General features: G+C 67.0%; 27 protein-coding genes and 1 tRNA gene. 15 read left to right on the top strand and 13 right to left on the bottom strand.

Annotation, left to right across the window (positions count from 1 at the left end; genetic code table 11):
• Genes C450_RS13925 through C450_RS13935 form a run of 3 tightly spaced genes read right to left on the bottom strand, consistent with a single transcriptional unit; the run spans position 1 to position 2525 of the window.
• Positions 1–408: a hypothetical protein gene (locus C450_RS13925; protein WP_005044497.1), complete on the bottom strand. Its 408-nt coding sequence runs from the start codon at positions 406–408 to the stop codon at positions 1–3.
• Positions 409–459: 51 nt separating this feature from the next.
• A complete protein-coding gene (cysS, locus tag C450_RS13930) occupies positions 460–1974 on the bottom strand; it encodes a cysteine--tRNA ligase (protein ID WP_005044498.1) in 1515 nt (504 codons plus the stop codon).
• Positions 1975–2000: 26 nt separating this feature from the next.
• Entirely contained in the window at positions 2001–2525 is a 525-nt protein-coding gene (locus C450_RS13935; protein ID WP_005044499.1) for a DUF7523 family protein, read from the bottom strand.
• Positions 2526–2932: 407 nt separating this feature from the next.
• Between C450_RS13935 and C450_RS13940 the strand changes: the two genes are divergently transcribed.
• Positions 2933–3808, top strand: a complete 876-nt coding sequence (locus C450_RS13940; protein WP_005044500.1) for a CbiX/SirB N-terminal domain-containing protein — start codon at positions 2933–2935, stop codon at positions 3806–3808.
• On the top strand, positions 3809–4870 hold the full coding sequence (locus C450_RS13945) for a DR2241 family protein (protein WP_005044501.1): 1062 nt from the start codon (positions 3809–3811) through the stop codon (positions 4868–4870).
• Here the strand turns inward: C450_RS13945 and C450_RS13950 are convergent.
• From C450_RS13950 to C450_RS13975, 6 genes are all read right to left on the bottom strand, one after another.
• Positions 4864–5544, bottom strand: coding sequence for a DUF7524 family protein (locus C450_RS13950; protein ID WP_005044503.1), 681 nt, complete (start codon positions 5542–5544; stop codon positions 4864–4866). The two genes, C450_RS13945 and C450_RS13950, sit on opposite strands and share 7 nt — an antisense overlap.
• Before the next feature lie 18 nt (positions 5545–5562).
• A complete protein-coding gene (locus tag C450_RS13955) occupies positions 5563–5757 on the bottom strand; it encodes a methytransferase partner Trm112 (RefSeq protein ID WP_193790519.1) in 195 nt (64 codons plus the stop codon).
• A gap of 576 nt (positions 5758–6333) precedes the next feature.
• Entirely contained in the window at positions 6334–7485 is a 1152-nt protein-coding gene (gene citZ / locus C450_RS13960; protein ID WP_005044506.1) for a citrate synthase, read from the bottom strand.
• Between the two features lie 65 nt (positions 7486–7550).
• Positions 7551–7952 (bottom strand): PIN domain-containing protein, encoded by a 402-nt coding sequence (locus C450_RS13965; RefSeq protein WP_005044507.1) that lies wholly within the window; start codon positions 7950–7952, stop codon positions 7551–7553.
• Complete coding sequence (locus C450_RS13970) at positions 7949–8179, bottom strand: antitoxin VapB family protein (protein ID WP_005044508.1); 231 nt, start codon at positions 8177–8179, stop codon at positions 7949–7951. Before C450_RS13970 ends, C450_RS13965 begins: the two co-directional genes overlap by 4 nt.
• 192 nt (positions 8180–8371) lie before the next feature.
• Positions 8372–8443, bottom strand: a tRNA-Ala gene (locus tag C450_RS13975).
• Positions 8444–8629: 186 nt separating this feature from the next.
• Between C450_RS13975 and C450_RS13980 the strand changes: the two genes are divergently transcribed.
• The 4 genes from C450_RS13980 to C450_RS13995 are packed head-to-tail and all read left to right on the top strand — an operon-like array spanning position 8630 to position 11228.
• On the top strand, positions 8630–9091 hold the full coding sequence (locus C450_RS13980) for a 30S ribosomal protein S15 (RefSeq protein WP_005044509.1): 462 nt from the start codon (positions 8630–8632) through the stop codon (positions 9089–9091).
• A complete protein-coding gene (locus C450_RS13985) occupies positions 9092–10258 on the top strand; it encodes a hypothetical protein (RefSeq protein WP_005044510.1) in 1167 nt (388 codons plus the stop codon).
• On the top strand, positions 10255–10596 hold the full coding sequence (locus C450_RS23365) for a KEOPS complex subunit Pcc1 (protein WP_005044511.1): 342 nt from the start codon (positions 10255–10257) through the stop codon (positions 10594–10596). Before C450_RS13985 ends, C450_RS23365 begins: the two co-directional genes overlap by 4 nt.
• Positions 10593–11228: a 30S ribosomal protein S3ae gene (locus C450_RS13995; protein WP_005044512.1), complete on the top strand. Its 636-nt coding sequence runs from the start codon at positions 10593–10595 to the stop codon at positions 11226–11228. Before C450_RS23365 ends, C450_RS13995 begins: the two co-directional genes overlap by 4 nt.
• A 17-nt stretch (positions 11229–11245) precedes the next feature.
• Here C450_RS13995 and C450_RS14000 read toward each other — a convergent pair whose 3' ends face one another.
• A complete protein-coding gene (locus C450_RS14000; RefSeq protein ID WP_005044513.1) occupies positions 11246–11662 on the bottom strand; it encodes a plastocyanin/azurin family copper-binding protein in 417 nt (138 codons plus the stop codon).
• Positions 11663–11779: 117 nt separating this feature from the next.
• On the opposite strand from C450_RS14000, the gene C450_RS14005 reads away from it, so the two are divergent.
• The 3 genes from C450_RS14005 to C450_RS14015 all read left to right on the top strand — a co-directional run bounded on the left by C450_RS14005 (position 11780) and on the right by C450_RS14015 (position 15578).
• On the top strand, positions 11780–12487 hold the full coding sequence (locus C450_RS14005; RefSeq protein ID WP_005044514.1) for a protein sorting system archaetidylserine synthase: 708 nt from the start codon (positions 11780–11782) through the stop codon (positions 12485–12487).
• A 23-nt stretch (positions 12488–12510) separates the two neighbouring features.
• Entirely contained in the window at positions 12511–13860 is a 1350-nt protein-coding gene (locus C450_RS14010) for a HEAT repeat domain-containing protein (RefSeq protein WP_005044515.1), read from the top strand.
• A gap of 71 nt (positions 13861–13931) precedes the next feature.
• Positions 13932–15578, top strand: a complete 1647-nt coding sequence (locus C450_RS14015; RefSeq protein WP_005044516.1) for a phospholipase D-like domain-containing protein — start codon at positions 13932–13934, stop codon at positions 15576–15578.
• A 28-nt stretch (positions 15579–15606) separates the two neighbouring features.
• Here C450_RS14015 and C450_RS14020 read toward each other — a convergent pair whose 3' ends face one another.
• Positions 15607–17520 (bottom strand): DHH family phosphoesterase, encoded by a 1914-nt coding sequence (locus C450_RS14020; RefSeq protein ID WP_005044517.1) that lies wholly within the window; start codon positions 17518–17520, stop codon positions 15607–15609.
• A gap of 93 nt (positions 17521–17613) precedes the next feature.
• On the opposite strand from C450_RS14020, the gene C450_RS14025 reads away from it, so the two are divergent.
• The 3 genes from C450_RS14025 (at position 17614) to C450_RS14035 (ending at position 20292) form a co-directional block, all read left to right on the top strand.
• Positions 17614–18096, top strand: coding sequence for a Mov34/MPN/PAD-1 family protein (locus tag C450_RS14025; protein ID WP_049910249.1), 483 nt, complete (start codon positions 17614–17616; stop codon positions 18094–18096).
• The gene (locus C450_RS14030; protein WP_005044519.1) at positions 18093–18647 is read left to right on the top strand and encodes an adenylyltransferase/cytidyltransferase family protein; all 555 of its coding nucleotides are present in this window, start codon (positions 18093–18095) and stop codon (positions 18645–18647) included. The genes C450_RS14025 and C450_RS14030 overlap by 4 nt, the downstream gene beginning before the upstream one ends.
• A 94-nt stretch (positions 18648–18741) precedes the next feature.
• Entirely contained in the window at positions 18742–20292 is a 1551-nt protein-coding gene (locus tag C450_RS14035; RefSeq protein ID WP_005044522.1) for a formate/nitrite transporter family protein, read from the top strand.
• Between the two features lie 69 nt (positions 20293–20361).
• Here the strand turns inward: C450_RS14035 and C450_RS14040 are convergent, their stop codons facing one another.
• Both C450_RS14040 and ribH read right to left on the bottom strand, forming a co-directional pair.
• Complete coding sequence (locus C450_RS14040; protein ID WP_005044523.1) at positions 20362–21507, bottom strand: pyridoxal phosphate-dependent aminotransferase; 1146 nt, start codon at positions 21505–21507, stop codon at positions 20362–20364.
• Positions 21504–21908, bottom strand: coding sequence for a 6,7-dimethyl-8-ribityllumazine synthase (gene ribH, locus C450_RS14045; RefSeq protein WP_005044524.1), 405 nt, complete (start codon positions 21906–21908; stop codon positions 21504–21506). Before ribH ends, C450_RS14040 begins: the two co-directional genes overlap by 4 nt.
• 104 nt (positions 21909–22012) lie before the next feature.
• Here ribH and C450_RS14050 point away from each other — a divergent pair, with 104 nt between their 5' ends.
• From C450_RS14050 to purE, 3 genes are read left to right on the top strand one after another with little or no spacing between them, the layout of a single operon-like run.
• Positions 22013–23734: a flippase activity-associated protein Agl23 gene (locus tag C450_RS14050; protein ID WP_049910255.1), complete on the top strand. Its 1722-nt coding sequence runs from the start codon at positions 22013–22015 to the stop codon at positions 23732–23734.
• Positions 23735–23760: 26 nt separating this feature from the next.
• On the top strand, positions 23761–24915 hold the full coding sequence (locus C450_RS14055; protein WP_005044526.1) for a 5-(carboxyamino)imidazole ribonucleotide synthase: 1155 nt from the start codon (positions 23761–23763) through the stop codon (positions 24913–24915).
• Positions 24912–25565 carry a 5-(carboxyamino)imidazole ribonucleotide mutase gene (gene purE, locus C450_RS14060; RefSeq protein WP_005044527.1) on the top strand — a complete coding sequence of 218 codons (654 nt, stop codon included), beginning with the start codon at positions 24912–24914 and terminating at the stop codon, positions 25563–25565. Before C450_RS14055 ends, purE begins: the two co-directional genes overlap by 4 nt.
• The last annotated feature ends 101 nt before the right edge of the window (positions 25566–25666 follow it).

Here is a 25666-nt window from a genome sequence, read left to right on the forward strand (position 1 = left end):
TCAGACGATATCGTTGTCTCGGAGCAGGTCCGCGAGGACGTGGACGTAGAGTACTGCGCCGGTCAGGATGCCGAGCCGCCGATCGATCAATCCTGTGAGCACGGTGAGGGGGCCAGCGATGAGGACGTGGCTCAGCAATCGGAGGTTCGCCATCCCGCCAGTTCCTTCGAACAGGTTCTTCTGATCGAAGAACACCCGTTTCGGGTTCCGGAGACAGTTCCGGGCGTGTCGCCAGTCGCCGACGCGGAGCCGTGCGAGCAGGAAATGATCGAGGTCGATCAGCACGCCGAGACCCAGGCCGTAGCCCGCGAGTGCTGCCCGCTGGCGCGAGGAGTATCGATCACCGAGCGCTGCGAGCATCCACCCGACGACCGGCAGACTGAGGAGGAAGTGTTCACCTGATTTCATTCGTTCGCCCAGTCACGCCGGAATACTACGGGTGTTTCGGTGTTTACTCGATCACTCGACGTCTCCGACATCGAACCGGGGACCGTCGTCGGTGTCCTCGATCGTGACGCCGAGTGCTTCGAGCTCGGCCCGGAGATCGTCGGCTCGGTCGTAGTTGCCTGCCGCGCGCTCGGATTCACGGACGTCGAGCACGAGTTCGACAAGTTCGTCGGCGAGGCGGACCTCGCCGTCTCCACCACCTGTACCGTCCGCACCGCTGCCGCCGAACACGAGGCCGAGCACCTCGCCGCCGAGTTCCTCGAACGCCTCGATGGCTGCTTTGAGTCCGCGATAGTCGTACACCCCGTTCGCGTCGAGGTGGGTGTTGAGAGCGGTCGCGATTTCGGCGAGCGCCGACAGCGCCTCGCGGGTGTTGAAATCGTCGTCCATCGCGGTTTCGAACCTTTCTTTGGCGTCTACGACCGTCTCCCGTAGCTCTCCATCCTCGACTTTCGCCCGTGCGTCGGGGCCGTCGATGGCTGCGACGGCGCGCTCGTGGGCGCGTTCGAGGCGCTCCCACCGGTCTACGGCCTCCTCGATGGTAGCGTCGCTGTAGGTCTGTCGTTGGCTGTACGACGCTGAGAGCAGGAAGGTCCGCACGACGTTCGCGCCGAGCTCCGCGACCGCTTCCTCGACGGTGGCGTAGTTCCCCAGGCTCGAACTCATCTTCTCGTCGTCGGTTTCGAGCAGGCGGACGTGGAGCCAGTAGCGCGCGAACCGTTCCCCAGTGGCGGCCTCGCTCTGTGCGATCTCGTTTTCGTTGTGCGGGAACGCGATGTCCTGGCCGGCGACGTGAATATCGAGGGTTTCGCCGAGGGTGGCCCTGCTCATCGCCGAGCATTCGATGTGCCACCCGGGACGACCCTCGCTCCACGGCGATTCCCACGTCTCGCCGCTCGCTTCGTCGATCGAATCGGCCTCCGCTGGCCGGTGATCGGCGAGATCTTCGGGCGGCACGGCCCCGGTCTTCCAGAGTGCGAAGTCCGCGGGGTGGCGCTTCTCGCTGCGCTCGTCGGGATCTCCCTGCTCTTCGAGCTCGTCGAGGTTCTGATTCGAGAGCTTACCGTACTCCTCGAATTCGGTGACGTCGAAGTACACTGAACCACCCGATTCGTAGGCATACCCCTTCTCGATCAGGGTCTCGACGAGATCGATGATCTCGGGGACGTGCTCGGAGACACGTGGGTAGACCTCCGCGCGCTTGAGATTGAGCGAGCGCATGTCACGGACGGTTTCGCGGATGAACGTTTGGGCGACTTCGTCCTCCGAGTCACCGCGCTCGTCGGCTCCGATCTGCGCGACGATCTTCTCGTTGACGTCGGTGAAGTTCTCGACGTGGCGGACGTCGTAGCCACGGGCGGAGAGCCAGCGGTCCATCACGTCGGCGTGGACCCACAGGCGCGCGTGACCGAGGTGTGCCGGGTCGTACACCGTGAGCCCACAGACGTAGAGCAACACCGACTCGGGATCGGCTGGCTCGAACGGCTCTTTCTCCCCGGACAGCGTGTTCGTCACGCGCAGCGTCATCACTCCCTCCTACGTGGGCCGGCGTTTCAATCCGTCGGAGTCCATACTTCTGGAACCGCAGACAGCGCGTCCTCGATGATTCGCACCGCATCGGGGCCGTCACGGCGCTCGACCGCCACGATCAATCCGTCCCCAGCGACGCCAGCCGCGGTGACATCGATATCCTCGACGGCGAGCCGATCGAGTACGGTCGCGAGCGCCCGGGCGTCGACCGTGCCGGTTGCGAGGACGCCCGTCAGCGAGCCGCCGTCGACGAGCTCGGTTCCACCGACCGCGAGCAGTGGGTCCTGCTCGTCGGCAGCACCGTTCCCGGCTTCGTCCTCACTCTCGACGCCGAGACCGCTCCGCATCGTCACTCGTGCTTCGCGGGGCGCGGTCTCGTACTCGGGGAGGTCCTCGGCGTACCGCCGGAGCGCGGCTGTGACCGCGTCGGTCTCGCCCACGTCGAGAAAGTGGGCGGCAGCGGTGTAGTTCAGGATGCCGGCACGGAGTGCGTGATGGACGAACGGAGCCCGCCGGACGGCCGCGCGGGTGTCGGCTGCGAGCGACATGTCTCAACCGAGAACGGGGGTCACGAAAAATTCGACGAACCGCGAGTCACGACTGTACTCACGAGGGATGTCGATAGCTCGCAAAAAATCGTCGAAGTACACGACTCGCCGAACCGCGAACCGCGGTGCAAATGAGAGACCGCAGGCCACACCCTCCCCAGCCGACTCCTTCGCTCGGTCTTCGACCTCGCGTCACTCATCCCTCGCGCGAGTCGCGCCTCCGGCGTCTGCTCGCGGGCGATTCGCGCCCGCTCGCACGGCCTGCGGGACCGAAGGTCCCGCACTGCTCCCGCACGCCGACCGCAACCATTCAACCCCGACAGCCGTCTCCAGACTCGTCGTTTCGACTCGCTGCTTTCCGGGAGACGAAGCCACTAAGCCCACCGCGTCCTTCGACTCAGGTAACTATGCCGGCGCTCGTCATCGCCGCCCACGGCTCGCACCTGAACCCTGGCTCGCACGACCCGGCGTTCGCCCACGCCGACACGATCCGTGCGGCCGGCGCGTTCGACGAGGTCCGCGAGGCGTTCTGGAAGGAAGAACCGTCCTTTCGCGAGGTGCTTCGCACCGTCGAGAGCGAGGAGGTGTACGTCGTCCCGCTGTTCGTGAGCGAGGGCTACTTCACCGAGCAGGTCATCCCGCGCGAGCTCCGCCTGGAGGGATGGGACGTCGCGGAGTGGGATTCGGACGGCACCGACGCCGACCACGTCACGCTCACCGCAGACGACGTCGAGAAAACCGTCCACTACTGCGGCCCCGTGGGAACCCACGAATCGATGACCGACGTGATCGTCCAGCGCGCCGAGACCGTCACCGGCGATCCCGACGTGGGCGAGGGATTTGGGATCGCCGTCGTCGGCCACGGCACGGACCGCAACGAGAACTCCGCAAAGGCGATCGAGTACCACGCCGAGCGGGTCCGCGAGACCGAGCGGTTCGACGAGGTCCAGGCGCTGTTCATGGACGAGGAGCCCGAAGTCGACGACGTGGCCGAGTACTTCGAGGCCGAGGACGTGGTAGTAGTCCCCCTCTTCGTCGCCGATGGCTATCACACCCAAGAGGACATCCCCGAGGACATGGGGCTGACCGACGACTACCGAGAGGGGTACGACGTTCCGACCGAAGTCGACGACACCCGCATCTGGTATGCCGGCGCGGTCGGGACCGAGGCGCTGTTGGCCGACGTCCTCCTCGAACGCGCGGCCGACGCGGGCGCGGACGTCGGGAACGCGCTCGATCTCGTCCGCCAGCGAACCGGTGGCACCGCCGCGGCGGGCGATTAAATGAACGACACACAGTTGAGCGCGCTCCGCGAAGCCGCCGCCGACGGCGTGTCGTGTGACGGACTCCGCGTCGAGCGGATAGGCGAGGAGTACACCTTCGCGACCCCCGAGGCGACCCACGAGGGCCTCGACGAGGAGTCGTTCGACGCGCTCGCCCAGGAAAACCCGTGGCTGGTCTCGAACTGGCATTTCTGGGCGGGTGCGAGCGAGACTCGCCGGGCGTACTGCCGGTGGATCGAGCGCGCCGACGAGTTGGGCGTGCGCGAGCGTTACGAGGCACTCGTCGAGGGGCTCTCTCGCGAGTGGGGGGAACTCCTCGTCACGGCCGGACTCGGCGAGGACGGCGAGCGCGTCTACGAGCTCCGCCACGTCGACGACGCCGACACGGAGCCCGACGCACTCGCACTCCACGACGACCCGCTCGACGCGCGTGAGATCGCCACCGCCGACGAGGACGGCCGGTATCGACCGCTGAAGACTGCTCCGACGCTCCGGCGAGGCTGGCGGTTCGCGGGCCTCGACGCTCGCGATCTCGTTCGAACTGTGGAGTTCTTCTACCCGGCGACGGTGACGAACTGGTTCCGTGAGCGCGAGGGCGATCTCGACGTGACTCACTTCCGCGAGACCGCAGACCGTCAGACCGGGATCTATCAGGTAGTCGACGAACTCGACGAAGACGGTGTCGAAAACCTCGCCGCCGCGTGCTGTGTCGACTCGCAGTGTTGCAAGCGCCGCGAGTGGGACGAGGACGAGGAAACAAAGCTCGACGTCCCACGTGGCGACGGCGCGTTCCCGTGTCGGGAGCCGTGTTCGCTCGTGATCGCCGCCGCCCGGCAGTGGGCGATCCTCGAAAACGAGGAGTCACGCACCTACGAGTTCGAGCTAACGCCGAGCGAGAAGAACCAGATCGAGGATATCCTGGGTGCGGTCGCCGACGGCCGGACTGACGAGATCCGCGAGGCAGACGTCGGAGATGGCGCGAACCGCTATCGAGCACGGTATCTCCGAGCGAAGCGGACCGACGAGGACGGGAACTTCGAGAACGTGGTCGAGCGTCAGTAGAGCAGTAGATAGCCCGCGACGACGAGCCCGCCGAGTACGGCGAGCGCGCCGACGAACATCGCGATCCCTTCGAGAAACAGGAGTCCGATCCCGATCAGAATCACGAGCGACGTCCCGCCGAGCAACGCCGGCGTGTCAAGACCCGGCGATCCTCCCACGGACGACCGCGAGGACGATCGCCGTGACGAGGACTGACGGGAGGATGATCGTCGGGAAGAGGACGATCCACGCGATCCCGATCGGCCCGACGACGATCCCGTGCTCGTCGTACTCGTCGTGCTGGACGAGCGTGTCGTGGTACTGCCGCGATTCGAGCCCTGGATCAGCGACTCGTCGATCTCAACGGTCTGTTTGCCGGCGGTGGGTTCGACCGCAACCGCGATATCGTGGGTTTCGCTGCCGTAGGCGGTGGCGACGGTGAGCGTCCCTCGGACGGGGCCGGTGTCGTGGACGCTGACCGGCACTCGGGCCGTCGCGCCGGTGCGGATGTAGTGGTTGCCCGAGGGGAGCGACGCGATCTCCGCGAACCCGTTGCCGAGCCGGAGGTGGGCGTGGGCGGCCTCGCCGTGGTTCTCGATCTCGACCACGAACGAGTCGGCGGTCTCGAAGCTATCGGGAGCTTCGATCGCGTGGAGGCGGTCGCGGTTCAGGTGGACGGCGAGCGTCTCAGGCACGGTCTACTCCCCGCATGCTCAGGCCGGCGCGTCGTCGCGCATATCTGGCGGGAGGAGGTTCGGAATTCCCTCTTCGATGGGGTACTCCTCGCCACACTCGGTGCAGACGAGCCGCCCCTCGAGCACCTCGTCGTCGTCTCGCTGGATGGGTTCGAGCTCGAGCTCCTGCTTGTCCATCGGACACCGGATGATGTCCATCAGTGACTCCTTCACCGGCGCTCACCCCTACTCATACGCGAGGCGACGATCGGCGGTGATAAAAACGTGGCGCTCGCCCCGCGGTGGCGCGGTGCGGCCGCGGTGGCGGCGCGGCTGCGGCGGGTCGTGGCGGCGGCCGCGGGAGCAGTTGCAGGGCGGCAGCGGTGCGGACCTGGCGGATGAAGGGCGAGACGCGCGAGCTCCCGTTCGCTTCGCTCACGGGAACGGAGTGAGCGCGCGGTGAGGGCTTCGGCGGTGCTGTACGGTTGCGGAAAGTGCCAGCGGTTCTACCGCGAGCGACCAGGGGAGCGAGCGGGTGTTTTCACCCATCGGAAGACTCGCTTCGCTCACGGCTCGTTCCTTGCGCCACTCGTCTTCCGAGCCTTCGTCCGCCTTCGTCTTCGCGCGGCTCCGCTGCCCGAACGGTCTGCGGGACCTCCGACCCCGCGCTACTCACGAAACCGGGTTTTGCAAGCCGAGCGGGACTGTTCCATCGTCCTGCTGGCCGTGCGAGCGGGCGCTTCGCGCCCGCGAACAGGCGGGGGTGGGCGAGCGTAGCGACGCACCCCGCAACAAAAAAGTGGGGGGCGTCTAGCGCTGATCGACCGGCACGAACGACTCGTCCTCCGAGCCGGTGTAGCGGGCGCGCGGACGGATCAGTCGGTTGTTCTCCTGATATTCGAGGACGTGGCCGAGCCAGCCACCGACCCGGCTCATCGCGAAGATCGGGGTGTACATGTCCATCGGGATCCCGAGCTGGTGGTAGACCGATCCCGAGTAGAAGTCGACGTTGGGGGCGATCCCTTTCTCGATCAGCCCCTCCTCGCGGAGGTGGTTCTCGATCGCGGTAGTTGCGTCGTACCACTTGGTCTCACCGGCGGACTCGCCGAGTTCCTCCAGTCGGCTCTGGAGGATGTCCGCACGCGGGTCCTTGACGTTGTACACGCGGTGGCCCCAGCCGGGCACCCGCCAGTCCTCGCGATTCTCGCGTGCGTCGGCGACGAACTCGACCGGGTCAGCGTCCGTCTCGTCGATCTCGTAGAGCATCTCCATCACGTCCTGGTTCGCGCCGCCGTGGAGCGGGCCCGAGAGCGCGCCCACACCACCGGTCAGCGCGCTGTAGGCGTCGGCGTACGTGCTCGCGATCACCATCGTGGTGAACGTCGAGGCGTTCAGGCCGTGGTCGGCGTGGAGCACGAGCGCCTGATCGAAGGTTTCGGCCGCGACGTCGTCGGGCTCCTCGCCGGTGAGCATGTAGAGGAAGTTCGCGGCGTAGCCCAGATCGGGATGGGGATCGACGGGCTCCTCGCCGTTGCGCAGGCGGTCGAACGCCGCGAGCACCGTGGGGACCTTCGCGGCGACGCGTCGTCCCTTTCGGAGGGTGGCCTCGCGGTCGCGTGGGTTCGCCGCCGAGTCGGGATCGCCGGCCGAGAACATCGAGACCGCCGTCCGGAGCGCGGCCATCGGCCGCTCGTCGCCCGCGAGATCGGCGAGCGTCGCGAGGATCCGGTCGTCGACCGCTCGCTCGTTCGCGAGGGCGTCCGCGAACGCGTCGAGCTCGTCGCGATCGGGGAGGTGGCCGTGCCAGAGCAGGTAGCACACCTCCTCGTAACTCGCCTCGCGAGCGAGGTCCTCGATGGCGTAGCCCCGGTACACCAGCCGCCCCGCATCGCCGTCGATGTTGCTGAGCGAGGATTCGGCCACCAGCACACCTTCGAGACCACGTTTGAGCTCATCGGACATCGCTCCAGCATACCCAACCTGCCAGTAAAAGCATTATCGTTGCGTCCCTGTTGCACGATCCGCACTCACCGGTACGTTTCGAGCGTGACACCGGAAATCGTCCCAAAATGTGAATCGCCAGCGAGGACGGGTTCGTCGCGTTCGATGGCGGTTGCGGCGATTGCGGCATCGGCCTTCCCGATACCGGGACCGTCGCCATCGTCGGTCATGCGCTCACCGAGGAGTCGCCCGGCACGCCGAGCAATGCGCGGGGTCGTATCCACCAACGGATACGAGTCCAACACCGTCTCGACGGCCCGACGTTCCTCAGAAGAGTTCGCCACCTTCCCGACACCGATGTAGAGTTCCAGCACGCTCATCGCGGGCATGACGAGCGGGACACCCTCGGCTTCGAGTTCGCGCTCCATCGAGACCGCGGCCTCCAGGTCGTCGATGACGTCCAACACGAAGCTCGTATCGACGATCATTCGAAGCGGTCGGCGACCTCGCGGACCGCCTCACGGTCTCGGTCGTCGGCGTCATCGATGGCCTCGCGCATTGCGGCCACCTCGCTCCCCTCGAACACGTCACGGAGGTCGCGCAACGAACGGCCACCGACGAGCCGCTCGACGGCCTCGCTGAACGATTCGTCGTCGCGCTTGCTCGACCGAATGCGTTCGTACACGTGATCTTGGAGTCGAATCTGTCGTGACATCCTTGTTGACAGCGTTGACGCTCGACGGTAATCAGCGTTCGGACGAGCGTCCGGGTTTTTCCTCGTAGCCATCTCCACCTGCAGGAGCGGTGAACGAAGTGAACAGAGTTGGACTCGTCGGGACCGAGCAAACGCGCAGCGTTTGCGAGGGTCGACGAGTTCACGACTGAACGAGCGAAGCGAGTGAAGAAGTGGACTCGCCGGGATTTGAACCCGGGGCCTTCCCCGTGCCAGGGGGATGATCTACCACTGATCTACGAGCCCGTACTCAGTACCATCGCCGTCGTTTTCATAAACCCATCGAACCCGACGCGCCGAGTCGAAACGGTTTAATCCGGCCCACGGGTGTGGGAGGATGGGAACAGCACGGCCGCAAATCTGACACGCCCTCGCGGGCTCCGGGATTGCGGTAGTGTTCGGTAGCGTTTCGTGCGATTCCTATCCTCACATATGGCACGAATGCATACACGACGCCGCGGGTCGTCCAGTTCGGACACGCCCGTGGCGGACGATCCGCCGGAGTGGAGCGACGTCGACACCGACGCCATCGAAGCGCGCGTCGTCGAACTGGCAGAAGAGGGCTACGGCCCGAGCCAGATCGGTCTCAAACTGCGCGACGAGGGCGTCCAGGGCACGCCGATCCCGGACGTCCAGCTCGCCACCGACAAGAAAGTGACCGAGATCTTGGACGACCACGACGCCAGTGGCGACCTTCCGGAAGATCTTCGGAACCTGCTCGAACGCGCGGTTCGGCTCCGCGAGCACATGGCCGACAACCCGGGCGACGCCCAGAACAAGCGCGCGCTCCAGAACGCCGAGGCGAAGGTCCGCCGGCTCGCCGACTACTACCGCGGCGACGAGCTCGACGAGGACTTCAAGTACACCTACGAGCACGCACGGGAACTCCTGTAGATGGCCGTCGCCGGTCGTTCCGAGGACGGATCGACTGCCGACAGCGCCGCCGCTGCGCTCCGTGAGGCCGGGTTCGTCCGGTTTCACGTCGCGCCCGACGGCGACGCGCTGGCGACTGCCGGGCTCCTCGCCCGGGCGCTCGCCGAGCGGGACACCCCGTTCCAGGCGAGCGTCGTCCGCAGCGGACGACCGGGAACGACCGACACTGCAGGCACCGACGACACGACCACCGTGTGTATCGGCGGCACGGAGCCCGCCGACGTCACGCTCGACCCGCCCGGATCGGCGAGCGAGGCAGCGTTCGAGGCTGCACGCGAACTCGGGAGCGATCCCGACCCGATCCTCGCGCTCGCCGGCGCGTTCACCCCTCCCGACGCCGCGCTCGAAGGGAGCGCCGCGTTCGAGGCCGCACGCGACCACGACCTCATCGAACAGCGGCCTGGAGTCGCGATCCCGGTCACGGACCTCGTCGATGGGCTCGCACACACGACGCTCGCCCACGCCGGGTTTTCGGGCGATCCCGATGCGGTGCGCGAGACGCTCGACGGCCGCGAAACCGCTGACACGGACGAAGAACGACGCGAGGTCGCCTCGATCGTCGCGCTCACGGCCGCCGGCGCGGAGGACGCGACATCGCGCGCCGCCGAGACGGTCGAGCACGTGCTCCGTCCGTACGCGATCACCGAACGCTCCAACGACGGGTCGGCCACAGCTCCCGAGTTCGCGACCGTCGGCGGGTACGCGGACGTGCTGCGTGCGTGTGCCCACGAACGACCAGGCACCGGGCTCGCGCTGGCGATCGGCCACGATGTCCGCAACGCGGCGCTATCGGCGTGGCGCGCACACGCGGAGCGGGCCCACGCCGCGGTTAGAACGGCGACGACGGCACGACACCGGAATCTCGTTGTCGCCCGCGTCGACACGGACGCGCCGCTTGCGACGACCGCACGGCTCTTCTGTGACTTTCGATCGCCGGAACCGGTCGTGGTGGCGGTCGGTGAAACCGAGGCCGCGGCCGCCGCGACCGACGATCGAAATCTCGGTACGCGGATGCGCGAGGCCGCAGCGGCTGCCGACGGCAACGGAGCGGGCAGCGAACGCCGCGGCCGCGCGACGTTCACCGACGACGAGGCGTTCGTCGCGGCGTTCCGGGAGGCGATGGCGTGAGCCGACGCGCCCGACTCCGGACCGAGTCGACTCACGCTGGCGTCGTCGCTGCGGCGCTCGTTCCGGACAACACGCCGGAAATGGAGACGGTCGTGGCGGACGACGCCATCGAGACCATGATCGCGCGCGAGACGACCGGTGGACTCCGGACCACGGTCGACGACTACGTGGTCAATCTCTCGGTGGCCGAACGCGTCGCGCAGGCAGCCGAGCAGCGCGCAGCCGATCGAGGAATCGACCACGAGGCGGATCGAGCGACGGAGCATCGAGCGACTGACCAACCGCGATCCACGGACGACGTGGACGACACCCAGACCACGAACGACACGAACCCATGAGCGAACGATCAGTTTCACGACAGCAACAGGAGAAACGGTGGTACACCGTGTTCGCGCCCGAGGAGTTCGATCGGGCCGAACTCGGCGAGACCCCCGCGAACGAACCGAACCAGGTGCTCGATCGCACCATCGAGACCACGCTCGGCGATCTGACCGACGACGCCGGCGCGAACAACGTCAAGCTCACGTTCCGAGTCCGGGACGTGGGCAGCGACGCGGCCTACACCGAGTTCATCAAACACGAGCTCACTCGGGACTACCTCGACAGTCTCGTGCGCCGCGGGGCCTCGAAGGTCGAGGCCTACCTCACGGTGATGACGAGCGACGAGTATCGTGTTCGGATCCAGCCGGTCGCGTTCACGACCCAGAAGGCCGACGACAGCCAGGAGCGCGCGATCCGTCGGCGGATGACCGAACTCGTCGAGGAAGCCGCCAGCGAGCGGACCTTCGAGGAGCTCGTCGACAGCGTGACCCAGGGTCGGCTGTCGAGTGCGATCTACGGCGAGGCGCGCACCATCTACCCGCTCCGGCGGGTCGAGGTCGGCAAGCTCGCGCTCGACGCCCATCCCGACGAAGTCGCCGAAGAGGAAGAGACCGCGGTCGACGTCGACGAAGAAGACGTCGAGGTCTGAATCGCGGATCTTCGTCGCTATTCGACGACGGTGAACTGCGCGACCATCCCGCCACGTTCGTGTGGAATGCAGAAATAGTTATACGTCCCGGGAACCTCGAACGTCACTTCGAACGTCTCGCCGCTGGCGATCCCGCCACCACCCCGCTGGAGCCACGCGTCACGGGCCGCCTTGGTGCTCTCGAACCCGCCGGAGGCGAAAAACGTCGCTCCGTCCGGAATTCCCGATTCGTACGCGGTCACGGTGTGAGTTCGCGAGCCGGTGTTGCGCCAGACGACCGCCTCGCCGACGCGTGGCTCGAAGTTCTCTGGCTGGAGGAACGCGCTCGAACTCATTCCGATCTCGTCGTCGCCCTCCTGACGCGACTGTCCAGTACAGCCCGCGAAAACGGCGGTGACGCCCGCAGCAGCCCCGAGAAACGCGCGTCGGTTCATACCTAATCATCACACGCCGCGCGATTTAGACCCCTCGGTAGCCGCTGGACGAGGTCGCGGGGCCAGTCGGCGCGCCGAAGATAAACCCCTAAACCGCGGGTCGGCGAGTCCGGTGGTATGCAGCCCCGTTTCGTCGCACGGCTCGGGCTCGCCGACGCCGTCACGGCGACAAACGCCGGTCTCGGCTTCCTCGCAGCGGCCGCTGCGATGGTCGATCCCGGACTCGCCGCCCGGCTGATCCTGCTGGCGGCGATCGCCGACGGCCTCGACGGCGCGATCGCCCAGCACGTCGGGAGCACGCCGGTCGGGGAGTTCCTCGACTCGCTCGCGGATGTCGCCTCGTTCGGCGTCGCGCCCGCACTGTTCGTCTTCGCCACCGCGCGCACCGCGTGGGACCTCTCGCTCGCCGAACCCTCTCCGTCGGTGACACTCACACTGCTCGTGACCGGGCTGTTCGTCGTGACGGCGGTCGTCAGGCTCGGGCTCTACACCGCCTACGATATCGGACGCGAGGCGACCGAGGGCGCACAGACCACGCTGGCGGCGACGGTGCTCGCGGTCGCCTATCTCGCCGGGGTGCGGTCGCCGGCGGTGCTCCTCGGCGCGACCCTCGCCTTCGTTGGGCTGATGGTCGCACCGTTTCGGTACCCCGACCTCCGGATTCGGGACGCGCTGGCGATGGGTGTCGTTCAGGCGCTGTCGATCCTCGCTCCGGGAGCGTTCGGTCGGCTGTTTCCCCGATTGTTGCTCGCCGCCGCACTCGCGTACCTCGCGCTCGCGCCACGGCTGTATCGCCGTGGGACTCCCGAAGGGAAACGCACTTAGTAGCTTGTGCCACAGTTTTCTCCATGAGCAACGGGGACGACGAGCCCGACGCCGACACCGGCGAGGGGTCAGCGGGGGCCACGGACCAGCCTGCGGATGGGGACGACGGGGAAGCCGAAACCGACGCCATCGAAACGAAGCACNCCCGCTCAGAGATGTGTATAAGAGACAGGGACGAGGCGGATGACGGGGACGACGACGAGGAGAGCGAACGCACCCGCGAGGAACTCGAATCACGCGTCACGGAGCTCCGCGAGGCGATCGAGTCCCAGCGCGGTCCGTACGCCGAAGACGTCGTCGAGACGGTCGAAGGCGCAAAAACGACGATCACCGAGACGCGCTGGACCGACGAGGGCGAGCGCGAGGTGGCCGAAGCGGTCGAGCGCTTCCTCGACGGCGCTGGCGACGCGCTCGACGAAACGTTCGCCGTGGAGAGCGACGGAGCTGACTCCGAGACGGAGAACGAGACCGCAACTGACGCCGGCGACGGCGAGGAAGACGCCGACGACGGGGAAGACGCCGACGAACACGCCGAACTCGTCGCAGCGCTCGACGACGTGATCGAGTCGATCGAAACGCACGACCTCGATCCCGACGAGGACGAGGAGACCGTCGCCGACCTGCTTGACGACGCCGAGGGGCTCGCCGACGACCTCGACGACGCCGAGGAGTGGGACGATCTCACGGTCCGCGAGAAACTCACCGTCGAGGGCTTCTACGACGTGCTCGAATCGGAGAACCGCAAGGACTTCCCACCGGAGTGGAACGCGATCAAGATCTACGAGAAACGTGGCGAACCCGAGCCGATCCTCCGGGGATTGGAGATGTTCGGCTCGGAGTTCATGGAGGAGCACTGCATCGAGTCGCTGAAACGTCTGGGTGCGCCGGCGGCGTTCGACGCGATGGAGCAGCGCGCCCAGAAACGCGACAAGGCCCCGATCGCGGCGCTCGGAAAGATCGGCGACGATCGCGCGCTCGACACGCTCCACGAGTACATCGAGGGCGATAGCGATCCCGGTCTCCAGAAGGTCACGCTCAAGGCGCTCGGCGAGATTGGGAGCGAGGATTCGACACAGCCGGTCGCCGATCGCCTCGTCGCCGACAACGAAACCGTGCGCTCGAACGCGGCGCGTGCCCTCGGGCTGATCGGCGACGCGCGCGCGATCGACCCGCTCGCGGACGTGATCGACGAGGACGACTCGAATTCCGTTCGCGCGAGCGCGGCGTGGGCGCTCAATCAGATCGGGACCGAAAGCGCGCTCGACGCCGCCCGCGACCACGCCGACGACCGATCGTATCTCGTCCAAAGCGAGGCCGAGAAGGCCGAACACGCGATGGCCGACGACGGCGACGCGACCGAAACCCCGGCCTGAGACGAACTCTCCTTCGACTCCGATCGGCTTGACACGAACTCTTAAATCGGAGAACGTGACCACCGGCGGGTGTGTCTCTCCGGGTGGTCGTGCTGGCGTTCGTGGCCGTCGCACTCGTCGCGTCGCCGGTCGGGTTCGCGGTAGCGACGCCTGGCGTGACTGCCGACGGAGCCCAGCCCGACGGCCCGCACGTCGCGGCAGTGTACCCGAACCCGCTCGCCGCGGAGGACGCGGGCGAGTACGTCGTGCTCACGTTCCCTGAGGCGACGAATCTCTCCGGCTGGACGCTGAGTGACGGCGAGACGAACGTCTCGCTGCCGAACGCCACGATGGAGGGCCGGATCGCGGTCACCGCCACACCGAACGCAACCACGAACCTCACGACGGCGTCGATCGTGAGCGTGAACGAGTCGGTGAGTCTCGCCAACGGTGGCGACGAGATCACGCTCCACGACGGCGAGCGTGTCGTCGACGAGATGGCGTACGAGGACGCGCCCGAGGCCGAACGCTACAACCGGACTGCCGATGGATGGGCGTGGGAGCATCTCGGTGCGACGAACTTCTCGGCGGTGCGGACGGGTCCCGCAACGACCCGGGCGTTCGTCCTGCCCGATGCGCCAGCGGTGCCGATCGACGTCCTCGAATCGGCCGAGCGCCGAATATTGCTCGCTGGGTACACCTTCAGCTCCGAGCGTGCCACAGCGGCGCTCGAACGCGCGGCCGAACGCGGCGTCGAGGTCCGCGTGCTCGTCGACGACGCGCCCGTGGGCGGGATGACGACGCGTCAGGCGAAACTCCTCGATCGTCTCACGAGCGCGGGCGTCGCGGTCGAGGTCATCGGCGGCGAGCGCGCACGGTATGACTACCATCACCCCAAATACGCCGTGATCGACGATCGCGCGCTCGTGATGACCGAGAACTGGAAACCGTCGGGAACCGGTGGTCGGTCGAGCCGCGGGTGGGGAGCGGTGGTCCGGAGCAGCGAAACTGCCGCGGAACTCGCCGAAATCTTCCGGGCGGATATCGGCTGGCGCGACACCGTTTCGTGGGGCGAATTCCGCGCGAACGAGACGTTCGAGACCGAGGCGGCGGCGAACGGGAGCTATCCGACGAGCTTCGAGCCGAAAGAAATCGAGACCCAGGGCGTGCAGCTTCTCACCGCACCCGACAACGCCGAGCGGGTGCTCGTCGATCGGATCGACCGGGCCGACGAATCGGTCGAAATCGTCCAGGCGTCGATCGGGAGCCGTCGCCAGCCGCTGCTCGAAGCAGCGATCCGTGCGGCCGAGCGCGGTGTCGACGTCCGCATCCTGCTGAGTAGCCAGTGGTACTCCGAGGAGGAGAACTCGGAACTCGCCGACTGGCTGAACCGGAAAGCAGAGGACGAGAACCTCTCACTCGACGCCAAAGTGGCCGACCCTGGCGATCGTTTCGAGAAGATCCACGCCAAGGGCGTCGTCATCGACCGCGAGGCTGCCGTCGTTGGGAGTCTCAACTGGAACAACAACTCCGCCGACGAGAACCGCGAGATCGCGGTCGTGCTCGAAGGGACGGAAGCCGGAGAGTACTACGGGAAGGTCTTCGACGCCGACTGGGAGGGTGGCGACGGCGGGTCCGGGATCGGCGACGATTCACCGCTGCCCGTCGGGATCGTCGCCGCGGTTGCGGGGATTGTGGTGCTCGCGGTCGTCGTCGCCCGCCGGATCGAGTTCGAATAGCCTCAGTAACGGCGGACGTTCGGTGGTTTCAGTCCTCGAAGCCAGCGACCGACGCGCTGCCGAGCTCCTCGTCGATCTCGGCGTCGCCCATCTTGGCTTCGAGCGCGTCGAGCACTTCTTCGCGCATTCCTTTCACGAACTTGATCGAGCCGACGACGAGGTGGCCGCCGCCGCTCACGCCGCCGCCCGTGACCTCCTCTTCGAGCTCCTCGACCATCTGTGGGATATCGAGGCGCACGCCGTCGCTCCGGAGGACGGCGAAGTCGGGGCCGTAGCCCACCGTGATGACGGGGCTGTCGGTTTCGGCGACCTTCCGATCGTGGATCGCACCCGTCGTCTTGCCCGGTGCGGGGTAGGTGAAGCGCCTGGCGTAGCGCTCGACGTCGAGCCGGTTCAACTGTGCGCCGTTGTCGAGCGATTCGGTCTCGACGTGGGGCATCGCGGCGTCGAGCTGGCGGTCGGTGTCGCGGTCGGCGCGCTCGGAGAGATGGTCGACGAGATCGCGATGGCGCTCTTCGTCGGCGGCGTCGACACCGAGCACGTCGGTCATCAGCGCGTCGCCCGAACTGTAGCGCAGCCAGTGAGCGGCGTAATCGAGTGCGTCACCGGTCGCCTGGAGGTCCGACTCGTCGTAGCCTTCCTCCTCGGCGAGCGCGAGGTAGTCGGCCATCGCGTCGGCCTCCGAGCGGTCGGTGAGGCCCGCGACCGCCGGCACGTGGCGGAGCTCGTCGGTGATCTCGGGGTGGATCATCCGCGCGACCTCGACACACAACATTCCGGTCGTCACGCCGTAGTCCTCACCACGGAGGTAGGGGTTGACGTGCTCGTCGAGCAGCCCCTCGACGGCGTCGGGATCGGGATGGTGATGATCGACGGCCACGATCGGGATGTCGTACTGGGCGAGTGCCTCGTAGGCCGGCACGTCCTCCTCGGTGCTGCCGTTGTCGAGCATCGCCACGAGCGGGAGGCGCTGGCCGTGACGGTCGCGGTCGCCGAGCGCGAAGTTGAGATCGCGCGCGACGTCCTCCATCTCGTAGAAGGGAGCCTTGCTCGGCGATCGCTTCACGAGGTGGCGCGGGGCCGAAGCGTCGCCGTGGACGTCCTCGATGAACCGCGAGAGCGCGAGCTGGACGGGGATCGACGCACACATCCCGTCGCCGTCGGCGTGATGGCGGATCCGGATCGGTCGGTTTTCGAGGACTGCGCGACGCAGCCGCGTCGCGACGCCCTCTAGGTCGTTCCATAACTTTTCGAGCGCGTCCCACTCGATCAGCGGCGTGACGTCGCGGGCTGCCGCGCGCTCGTCGAGTGCGCTGTCGAGTCGTTCACGGAGCTCGACGGCATCATCGAGACGGGCGAGTCCGTCGACCTCGACCTGGATCGCGCCCTCGCGGCGCTCCGGTGCTCCCTCGATTCGCACGAGGTCGCCGACTTCGATGTCGGGGTACGCCCGGACCCCGGCGGCCTCGAACGCCGCACAGTCGACGACGCCCGACGCGTCGCGGAGCGCGAACACCGTCGGCCCTCCCGTTTGCTCGATTCCGACGATCTCGCCGTCGAGTGTCACGCTTTCGCCGATCGTCGCTTCGAGATCGTCGGCGGCCGTGATATCGGGTTCGTACTCGACGGCGACCGTCTCGTAATCGTCGATCGTGGCTTCGTCGAAACCGAGATCGCCGTTCGGTCTGATCTCGTCGAGGCGGACGATCAGATCGTCGCCGACCGCGTACTCGCTGTCGAGGTTCGATTCGTGGACCAGCCCCGAGATGTCGTCGGCGATGTCGACGAAGACGCCGTACTCCACGACGCCGTTGACGGTCGCGTGGTAGCGTTCGCCGGCCTCGACGGCCTCGGTCGTGTGTTCGGGCGCGAGATCGTAGACGGTCGGGAGCTCGCTCGCCCCGTCGTCCGTTCGATCGTCGGATTCGGCGGGTGTAGACATTCTTGACCGGCGTTTGCCGCGGCCGGGTTTAAGAATTGGCAAATCACACTCCCCAGCCGGAACGCTTAGATGGTCGCCGGCCGGTGTTCGGACATGGGCTTTTTCGGGTCGAGCGAGGTCGTCGGGATCGCCGCCGACACCCTCGCGTTCGCCCGCTCGGCCGCCGAAGAGAGCCACCCGAACGAGTATATGGGACTGCTCCGCAGTGAGGACGCGACCGATCTCGGGCTCGACAGATCGGGGACCGTCGTGACCGACGTGCTCGTGGTACCCGCGACCGAGTCGAACCCGGTGAGCGCCACAGTGAAAACGAGCCTCGTCCCGAACGACATGCGCGCCGCGGGGTCGATCCACTCCCATCCAAACGGTGTACTCCGCCCGAGCGACGCCGATCTGGCGACGTTCGGGAAAGGAGATGTCCACATCATCCTCGGCGCGCCCTACCGCGACCACGACTGGCAGGCGTTCGACCGCGAAGGGAAACGGCGCGACCTCCCGGTGCTCGACGTCGATCTCCCCGACGACGAGGACTTTTTCGACTTCACTCAGGCCGACATCGACGAGGAGTTACGATGACCGAGGAGCGTCGTGGGGTGGAGCGAAGTGGCTCGGAGGGGAGCGAGGGAGAGCGAAGCGACGACGAGCCGAGCGACGACCGAACCCGATCGGGAGCCGACTTGCCCGAAACGAGCGACGATCCGACGACGGTCGTCGCCCAGGGAACGTTCGACATCCTCCATCCCGGTCATCTGGAGTACCTCCGCGAGGCGGCGGCGATGGGCGACGAACTCGCCGTGATCCTCGCCCGCCGGGAGAACGTCACCCACAAGGCTAAACCGGTTCTGGCGGATCGCCAGCGCCGGGAGATGGTCGCTGCGCTCGATCCGGTCGACGACGCGGTGCTCGGCGACCGCGAGGACATCTTCGTCCCGATCGAGGCGCTCGATCCCGACGTGATCGTGCTCGGTCACGACCAGCACCACGACGAGGCCGCGATCGCGGCGGCGCTCGGCGACCGCGGGATCGACTGCGACGTGAAGCGCGCAGCGGGACGCGAGCCGAACTACGAGGGAGAGCTCCTCTCGACCGGGCAGATCATCGATCGGATCCGCGAAGAGCGGGGCTGACCGAAATTCACATACCGATCCGGAAATGGAAAGTCAGGAAAGTGATTTATAGTGTCTACTCCATCGCTCCGGCCGCTATCGACGATTACGGCCGATGAGCCGACGAGGCACGAACGGGTCCGCTTCGGGGCGGGAACTCGCCGAGCCGGTGTCCGAAGACGACCACACGCGGGGACCGGACGACGCCAGCGTCACGCTCGTCCAGTACGGCGACTTCGAGTGCCCGAACTGTGGCACCGTCCATTCGATCATCGAGCGACTGCTTGATCACCTCGACGACGAGCTCCGGTACGTCTATCGCCACTTCCCGTTGACCGAGGTGCGACCCAACGCGAAACAGGCCGCCGAGGCCGCGGAGGCAGCCGGTGCGCAGGGTGCGTTCTGGCCGATGTACGACCGGCTCTACGAACACCAGGACGCACTCGCCGCCGAGGACCTCGAAGCACACGCCGACGCGCTCGACCTCGACACTGAGCGGTTCGCCCAGGAACTCGACGACAACGATCACGAGGACCGGGTTCGTGAGGACTTCGAGAGCGGGATCGAGAGCGACGTCAACAGCGCCCCGACCTTCTTCATCGACGGCGAGCGCTACGAGGGGCGCTACAGCTTCGACGCGCTGCTCGATGCGATCGTCGACGCTGGCGATCTCACCGATGTCTCGCGCGCGACGCCCGACGGCGGCGAGGCCTCCCGGGGCGACCTGCGCGAGACGCTCGACGAGTCCGAACACGGTGCGCCGGCGGCCGGCTCCGCGGTCCGAGATCGGTTCTCGGCCGACGAGATCTTCCAGCGGGTGGTGGCGACCGCCGACGAGGAGTTCGACCGGAGCTTTCGACTGCTCTTTCTGAGCGGGCTCGCGGCTGGGTTCGCGATGAGCCTCTCCTTTGTGGGGGTCGCCGCGCTGACCGCGCTGCTCGGCGGTGACGGCTCGGCGTCGGCGGCGGGCTATCTCCTCTATCCGCTGGGCTTCCTGTTCGTCGTCCTCGGGAGCTACCAGCTGTTCACCGAGAACACGCTCACGCCCGTCACGCTGGTCCTGACGCGGATCGCCTCGATCCCCGCACTCCTCCGAGTCTGGGGCGTGGTACTCGCGGCAAATGTCTTGGGAGTGGCGGCGAGCGCGTACGTCCTCGCCAACACAGGCGTGCTCTCGCCCGAAGCGGCAGCGGCCGCGAGCGAGATCGGCCACCACTTCTTCGAGCTGTCGTGGGCCGACATCTTCTGGAAGGGCGTGTTCGCGGGCGTGCTGATCGCCGGGATGGTGTGGCTGATCCACGCCGCTCGCGACACCGCGGCCCGGGTACTGATCGTCTTCGCGCTCGCCTACGCCGTGGGGGCCGCTGAGCTCGCCCACTGCATCGTGGGGTCGGCCGAAACCCTGTACGTCGTGTTCAACGGCGAGGAGTCGCTGTGGTCGTTCTTCAGTCACTTCCTCGTGCCTGCAACTCTCGGCAACACCGTCGGCGGCGTCGTGTTCGTCGCGCTCCTGAACTACAGCCAGACCCGCGACCGCCGGATTCAGAACCGGGACTGTCGCGTGCTCGAACTCGGCTGGTCGGAATGGCTCTTTGAGAATCACATCGGTCGCCCGATCACACCCTCGTTCCCGGAGAGCGAGGACGACGGTGCCGAAGCCGACTGATCGGCTTCCGCTTCCCAAGCCGTGAATCGGTTCGCGAGAGACTCGGTTCTCTTGTGGCTCCGCGTCGGTTCAGAGCAGCTCTTCGGCAGCCAGCCGGTCGACCGCCTCACGCAGCCGTTCCTGGCTGTTGGCGTACGAGAAGCGGGCGTAGCCTGGCGCGCCGAACGCGCTTCCCGGGACGGTGGCGACGTGGGCGTTCTGGATCGCGTCCTCGCACCACTGCTGATCGTCCTCGTCGACGGGCACCATCAGATAGAACGCGCCGTCGGGCACGGACACGTCAACGCCGTGCTCGGCGAGCAGATCGACCACGAGGTCGCGACGCTCCTCGAACGCTTCGGTCATCTGGGCGACCGCCTGATCGGTGTTTTCGAGCGCCTCGACGCCCGCGTGCTGGACGAAGTTGGTCGCACACGAGACCGAGTGCGAGTGGAGTTTGGCGGCCTGATCGATGAACGCTTCGGGCGCAGCGAGATAGCCGAGCCGCCAGCCCGTCATCGAGTAGGCCTTCGAGAAGCCGTTGATCGTGACCGTCCGATCGGCCATCCCCTCCAGAGTACCGAGGCTCGTCGGTTCGACGCCGTAGGTGATCTCCTTGTAGATCTCGTCGGAGATCACGGTGATATCATGCTCGACCGCAAGGTCGCGGACGCCGCGGAGTGCCGCGTCGGTGAACACGGAGCCAGTGGGGTTCGACGGCGAGTTCACCACGAGAAGCTCGGTGTCGTCCGAGACCGCCGCACCGAGGTCGTCGAGCGCGGGTTCGAGCTGGAGATCGTACGGCGTGAGGTCGACCCGCGAGAGCGAGCCGCCGGCGAGTTTCACCATCGCCTCGTAGGAGACCCACGCCGGGTCGAGCAGACAGACCTCGCTCCCCTCGTCGATCAGGGTCTGGAACGTCTCGTAGAGCGCCTGCTTGCCGCCCGGCGTGACGATGATCTCGTCGGTGGTGTAATCGAGCCCATCATCCTGGAGCTTGTCGGCGATCGCCTCCTTGAGATCGGGGATGCCGTTCGAGGACGTGTAGCCGGTGTGGCCGGCGTCCATCGCGTCCTTTCCCGCCTCCACGATGTTCTCCGGGGTCGGGAAGTCGGGCTCGCCCACGCTGAGGTCGACGACGTCGACGCCGTCGGCTTCGAGTTCGCCGGCAAGGTTGCTGATCGCGAGCGTCGCGCTCGGCTCGACGCGCTCGACGCGGGCGGCGAACTCGCTCATGCGAGCGCCTCCACCATGTCGACGGCGGTTGTAACGGCCTCTGCACCTTTGTCGGCGCGCTCGCGTGCCTCCGCACCGCTCATTCCGGGACCGACCACGCCGAAGGTCACGGGTTTGTCCCGATCGAGGCTCACGTCGGTCAGACCCTTTGCCGCCGACCGAGCGATGACCTGGTCGTGGTCGGTGTCGCCCGAGACGATCGCGCCGAGCACCGCGACCGCCGCGATCTCGTCTCGCCGTGCGAGCCGGTCGGCCGCGAGCGGCGCGTCGTACGCACCGGGGACTGGGATCGTGTCGGTGATCTCGGCCCCGCACTCCGCCGCGGCCTCGTGTGCGTGCTCTTCCATCTCCGTCGTGAGGTCGTCGTAGAACTGGGCGACGACCAGTCCGAGACTGTGCATGTGCGGCGGGTGGCGAGCGCCCCTCAAAGACCTACCGTTCGGTGCCAGCCCTGCCGAACGGCCAACCGAAACGCTCCTATGGGATGCCCGAGCGTGAATGGGACATGAGAGCGCCAGACGGCGTCGCGGCCCACCGGAGCCGTCGAGTCACGCTCGCCGTCGTCGCTATCGCCGTGCTGGGGCTGCTCGCCCGGCTCGCCTTCCTCGGCGACCGGATCGCCCACTGGGACGAGGCCCGTGTCGGGTACTGGATCCTGAACTACGCCGAGACGGGCAGCTTCATGTATCGACCGATGATCCACGGGCCCTTCCTCCATCAGGTGAACGCCCCTCTCTTCTCCCTGCTCGGCCCGAACGATTTCACGATGCGGCTCGTGGTTGCTGTCCTCGGGGCTGCGCTCCCGCTCGCCGCGCTGCTCTTCCGTGATCGCCTTCGATCGACCGAAACGATCGCGCTCGCCGTTTTCCTCGCCGCCGATCCGGTTCTGCTCTACTACTCGCGGTTCATGCGGAGCGACCTCCCGCTCGCGGTCTTCTCGCTGTTCGCGGTCGGCTTCTTCGTCCGGGCGATCGACACCCGTCGTGCGCGCTGGTTCCACGCGAGCGTGCTCTCGCTTGCGCTCGCGTTCACGACGAAGGAGAACGTCCTCATCACGCTCGTGACGTGGCTCGGCGCGCTCGTCCTGCTCGCCGACCACCGACTGTTCCTCGATCGCGGTTTCGATCGGGGCTGGCGGACGGCGCTCCGGCGGCGTGCCACGTGGATTCGTCGCACCGTCCGGCGATGGACGCCACACCTCCTCGTTGGCGCGTTCGAATTCCTCGCGATCGTCGTGTACTTTTACGCGCCACGTCGGACCGACGCGCCGGGGTTCGACGACCTCCTCACCGATCCCACGACGCTCCCGGCGGTGGTGGGCGAGGCGACGCTCGGCTCGTGGAACGCCTTCTACTCGCTATGGGTCAAGGGGGGCCACCAAGACCACTCCTATCTGCCCTACCTCGCGGACTACCTCGAAACCCTTTCCACGGGGTCAGGGGCGCTGATCGTGCTTGCGGTGGTCGGCTTCCTCGCGGATCGGTACGCCGGCGACCGGCCGCGTGATCTCGTCGCGTTCTGTTTCTACTGGGGCGCGGTCAGCGTTCTCGGTTACCCCATCGTGACCGACATCATGGCTCCGTGGGCGACGATCCACGCGATCGTTCCGCTTGCGGTGCCGGCGGCAGTCGGCGTCGGTGTCCTCTTCGCGCGCGGTCGCGCGGCGCTCGCCGATGACAACCGGGCCGCTGTCGCTGCGGTGGCGATCGCCCTCCTCCTCGTCGTCGCACAGATCGGGATCGTTGCGACCAACGACGTCTACCTCGATTCGCAGTCCGACGGGAACGAACTCGTCCAGTACGCCCAGCCCGCTGACGACTTCCACCCCGCGATCGACGACATGGCTGCCGTGAGCGCGACCAACGAGGGGACCGACGTGTTGGTGTACGGTGAGTTCCTCGTCGCCGAGCGATCGGGCGCGAGGGAGCCGGGCTGCACCAAGTGGTTCAACCTCCTCCCGATCCCGTGGTACACCGAGAGCACCGACGCGACCGTCTCGTGTGCGCGAAACGTCTCGGCGTTCGAACGGCAGACGGCGGGGAACCCACCACCGATCGTGATCGGGCTGACCACCGATCGAGCGTTCCTCGCGGACCGCCTCGACGGGTACGACGCCCGGAGCTACGTGCTGCGGACGCGGGATACCGGGAAAACCAACACGACCTTCTTCGTGGACACGAGCCGGCTGCCGGCGAACGCGACTGGCGGAACCGAAGGGAATCCTTAACCCCACGAGTCGAAAACCGAGCCACCATGCAACCGACTGCACCAGGCCCGACGCTGGGGGTGGTCGGCGGCGGCCAGCTCGGCCGGATGCTCGGTGAGGCCGCCGCGCCGCTCGGGGTCGACGTCGTCGTGAGCGATCCGACGCCCGACCCGCCGGCCGCACCCGTCGTCCGCGACACACTCCACGGCGATTTCGACGATCCGGATGCCGTTGCCGCACTCGCAGAGCGCGCCGACGTCCTGACCTACGAGATCGAACTCGCCGATCCTGACCTGCTCGAACGAGTGAGCGAGGAGTTCGGCACACCTGTGCATCCCGCTCCCGACACGCTCCGGACGATCCAAGACAAACTCGTCCAGAAGCGTCGATTGGAAGATGCCGGCGTTCCCGTCCCGCCGTTCCGGGCGGTCGAGAACGTTGCCGAGCTTCACGACGCGCTCGACGACCTCGGCTATCCCGCGATGTTGAAGGCACGCCGCGGCGGCTACGACGGCCGCGGGAACGTCCCGATCGAATCGCCGGGCGGCGTCGAAACCGCGTTCGAGGCGATCGACGGCGACGCGATGGTCGAGGCCTTCGTTCCCTTCGATCGGGAGCTTTCGGTCATCGGCGTTCGCGGTGCGGACGACCGACGGGCGTTCACGCCCGGCGAGAACGTCCACGAAGAGGAGATCTTGCGCGAGACGATCGTCCCGGCGCGCGTTTCCGACGACGTCCGCGAGCGCGCGAAAGCGATCGCGCGGGACGTGCTCGACCTGATGGATGGCCGGGGCGTGTTCGGGATCGAATTATTTGAATCGAATGGCGAGATCTCGGTCAACGAGATCGCCCCACGGCCGCACAACTCCGGCCACTGGACCATCGAGGGTGCGCTGACCTCCCAGTTCGAACAGCACGTCCGCGCGGTGCTCGGCTGGCCGCTCGGCGCGACCGATCGCCGTGGCCGGACAGTGATGACCAATCTCCTCGGTGATGTCGAGGAACCGGAGCCTGCCGAACTCGTGGGTATCGACGACGTGCTCGCCGAACCGGGCGCGAACCTTCACTGGTACGGCAAACACGAGGCGCGGCCGCTCCGGAAGCTCGGCCACGTCACGCTCTCTGGTGGAGAGGAGACCGACACGAACGACCTGCTCGCACGCGCCCGCGAACTCCGCGACGGCTGTACCTTCGATCCATGACTGAGACACCGGAGACGACCGCAACCGAGACGACTGCCGCCACCGAACTCGACGATCTCGTCGCTTCGCTTGAACGCGAGGCCGACCGTGACCGTCCCGCCGAGACCACCCCGGACGTAGGGATCGTGATGGGGTCGGACTCGGATCTCGACACGATGTACGGCGCGTACGAGGCGCTCTTCGAGCTCGGCTTCGCCGAAGTCACGGATGTCGACGACCCGCCCGAAAACCGATTCACGTTCGAGAGCTACGTGGTCTCGGCCCACCGGACACCCGGACTGATGTACACCTACGCCGAGACCGCCCGCGACCGGGGGCTTGACGTCATCATCGCGGGCGCAGGCGGGAAGTCGGCCGATCTCCCGAACATGGTCGCCTCGATCGCGTACCCGATTCCGGTGATCGGTGTCCCGGTCCAAGAGAAGTCGGTCGACTCGGTCATCGGGATGCCGACCGGCGCGCCGATCGTCGCGGTCGACGCGGGCAAGTCGTTCAACGCCGGACTGTCGGCGGTCCAGACCCTCGCGCGCGAGCACGACGAACTGGAAGACCGACTGATCGACTACCACGAGGACCTCACGGCCGACGTCGCGCGCGTCTCGCGTGATCTCCACGATCGAGGTGTCGAGGCGTTTCGGGAGGACGAATGAGCCGAGTCGATGGGTTGGGCCGTGGAGCGCCAGCGTCCGGTACCGGACTACCGGGTGGGAAGAATCAACCCTTATGTGAGTGCGCTCCAAAGCCCGAACAC

Origin of the sequence: Halococcus salifodinae DSM 8989 (genome assembly GCF_000336935.1) — an archaeon.
Classification (GTDB): domain Archaea; phylum Halobacteriota; class Halobacteria; order Halobacteriales; family Halococcaceae; genus Halococcus; species Halococcus salifodinae.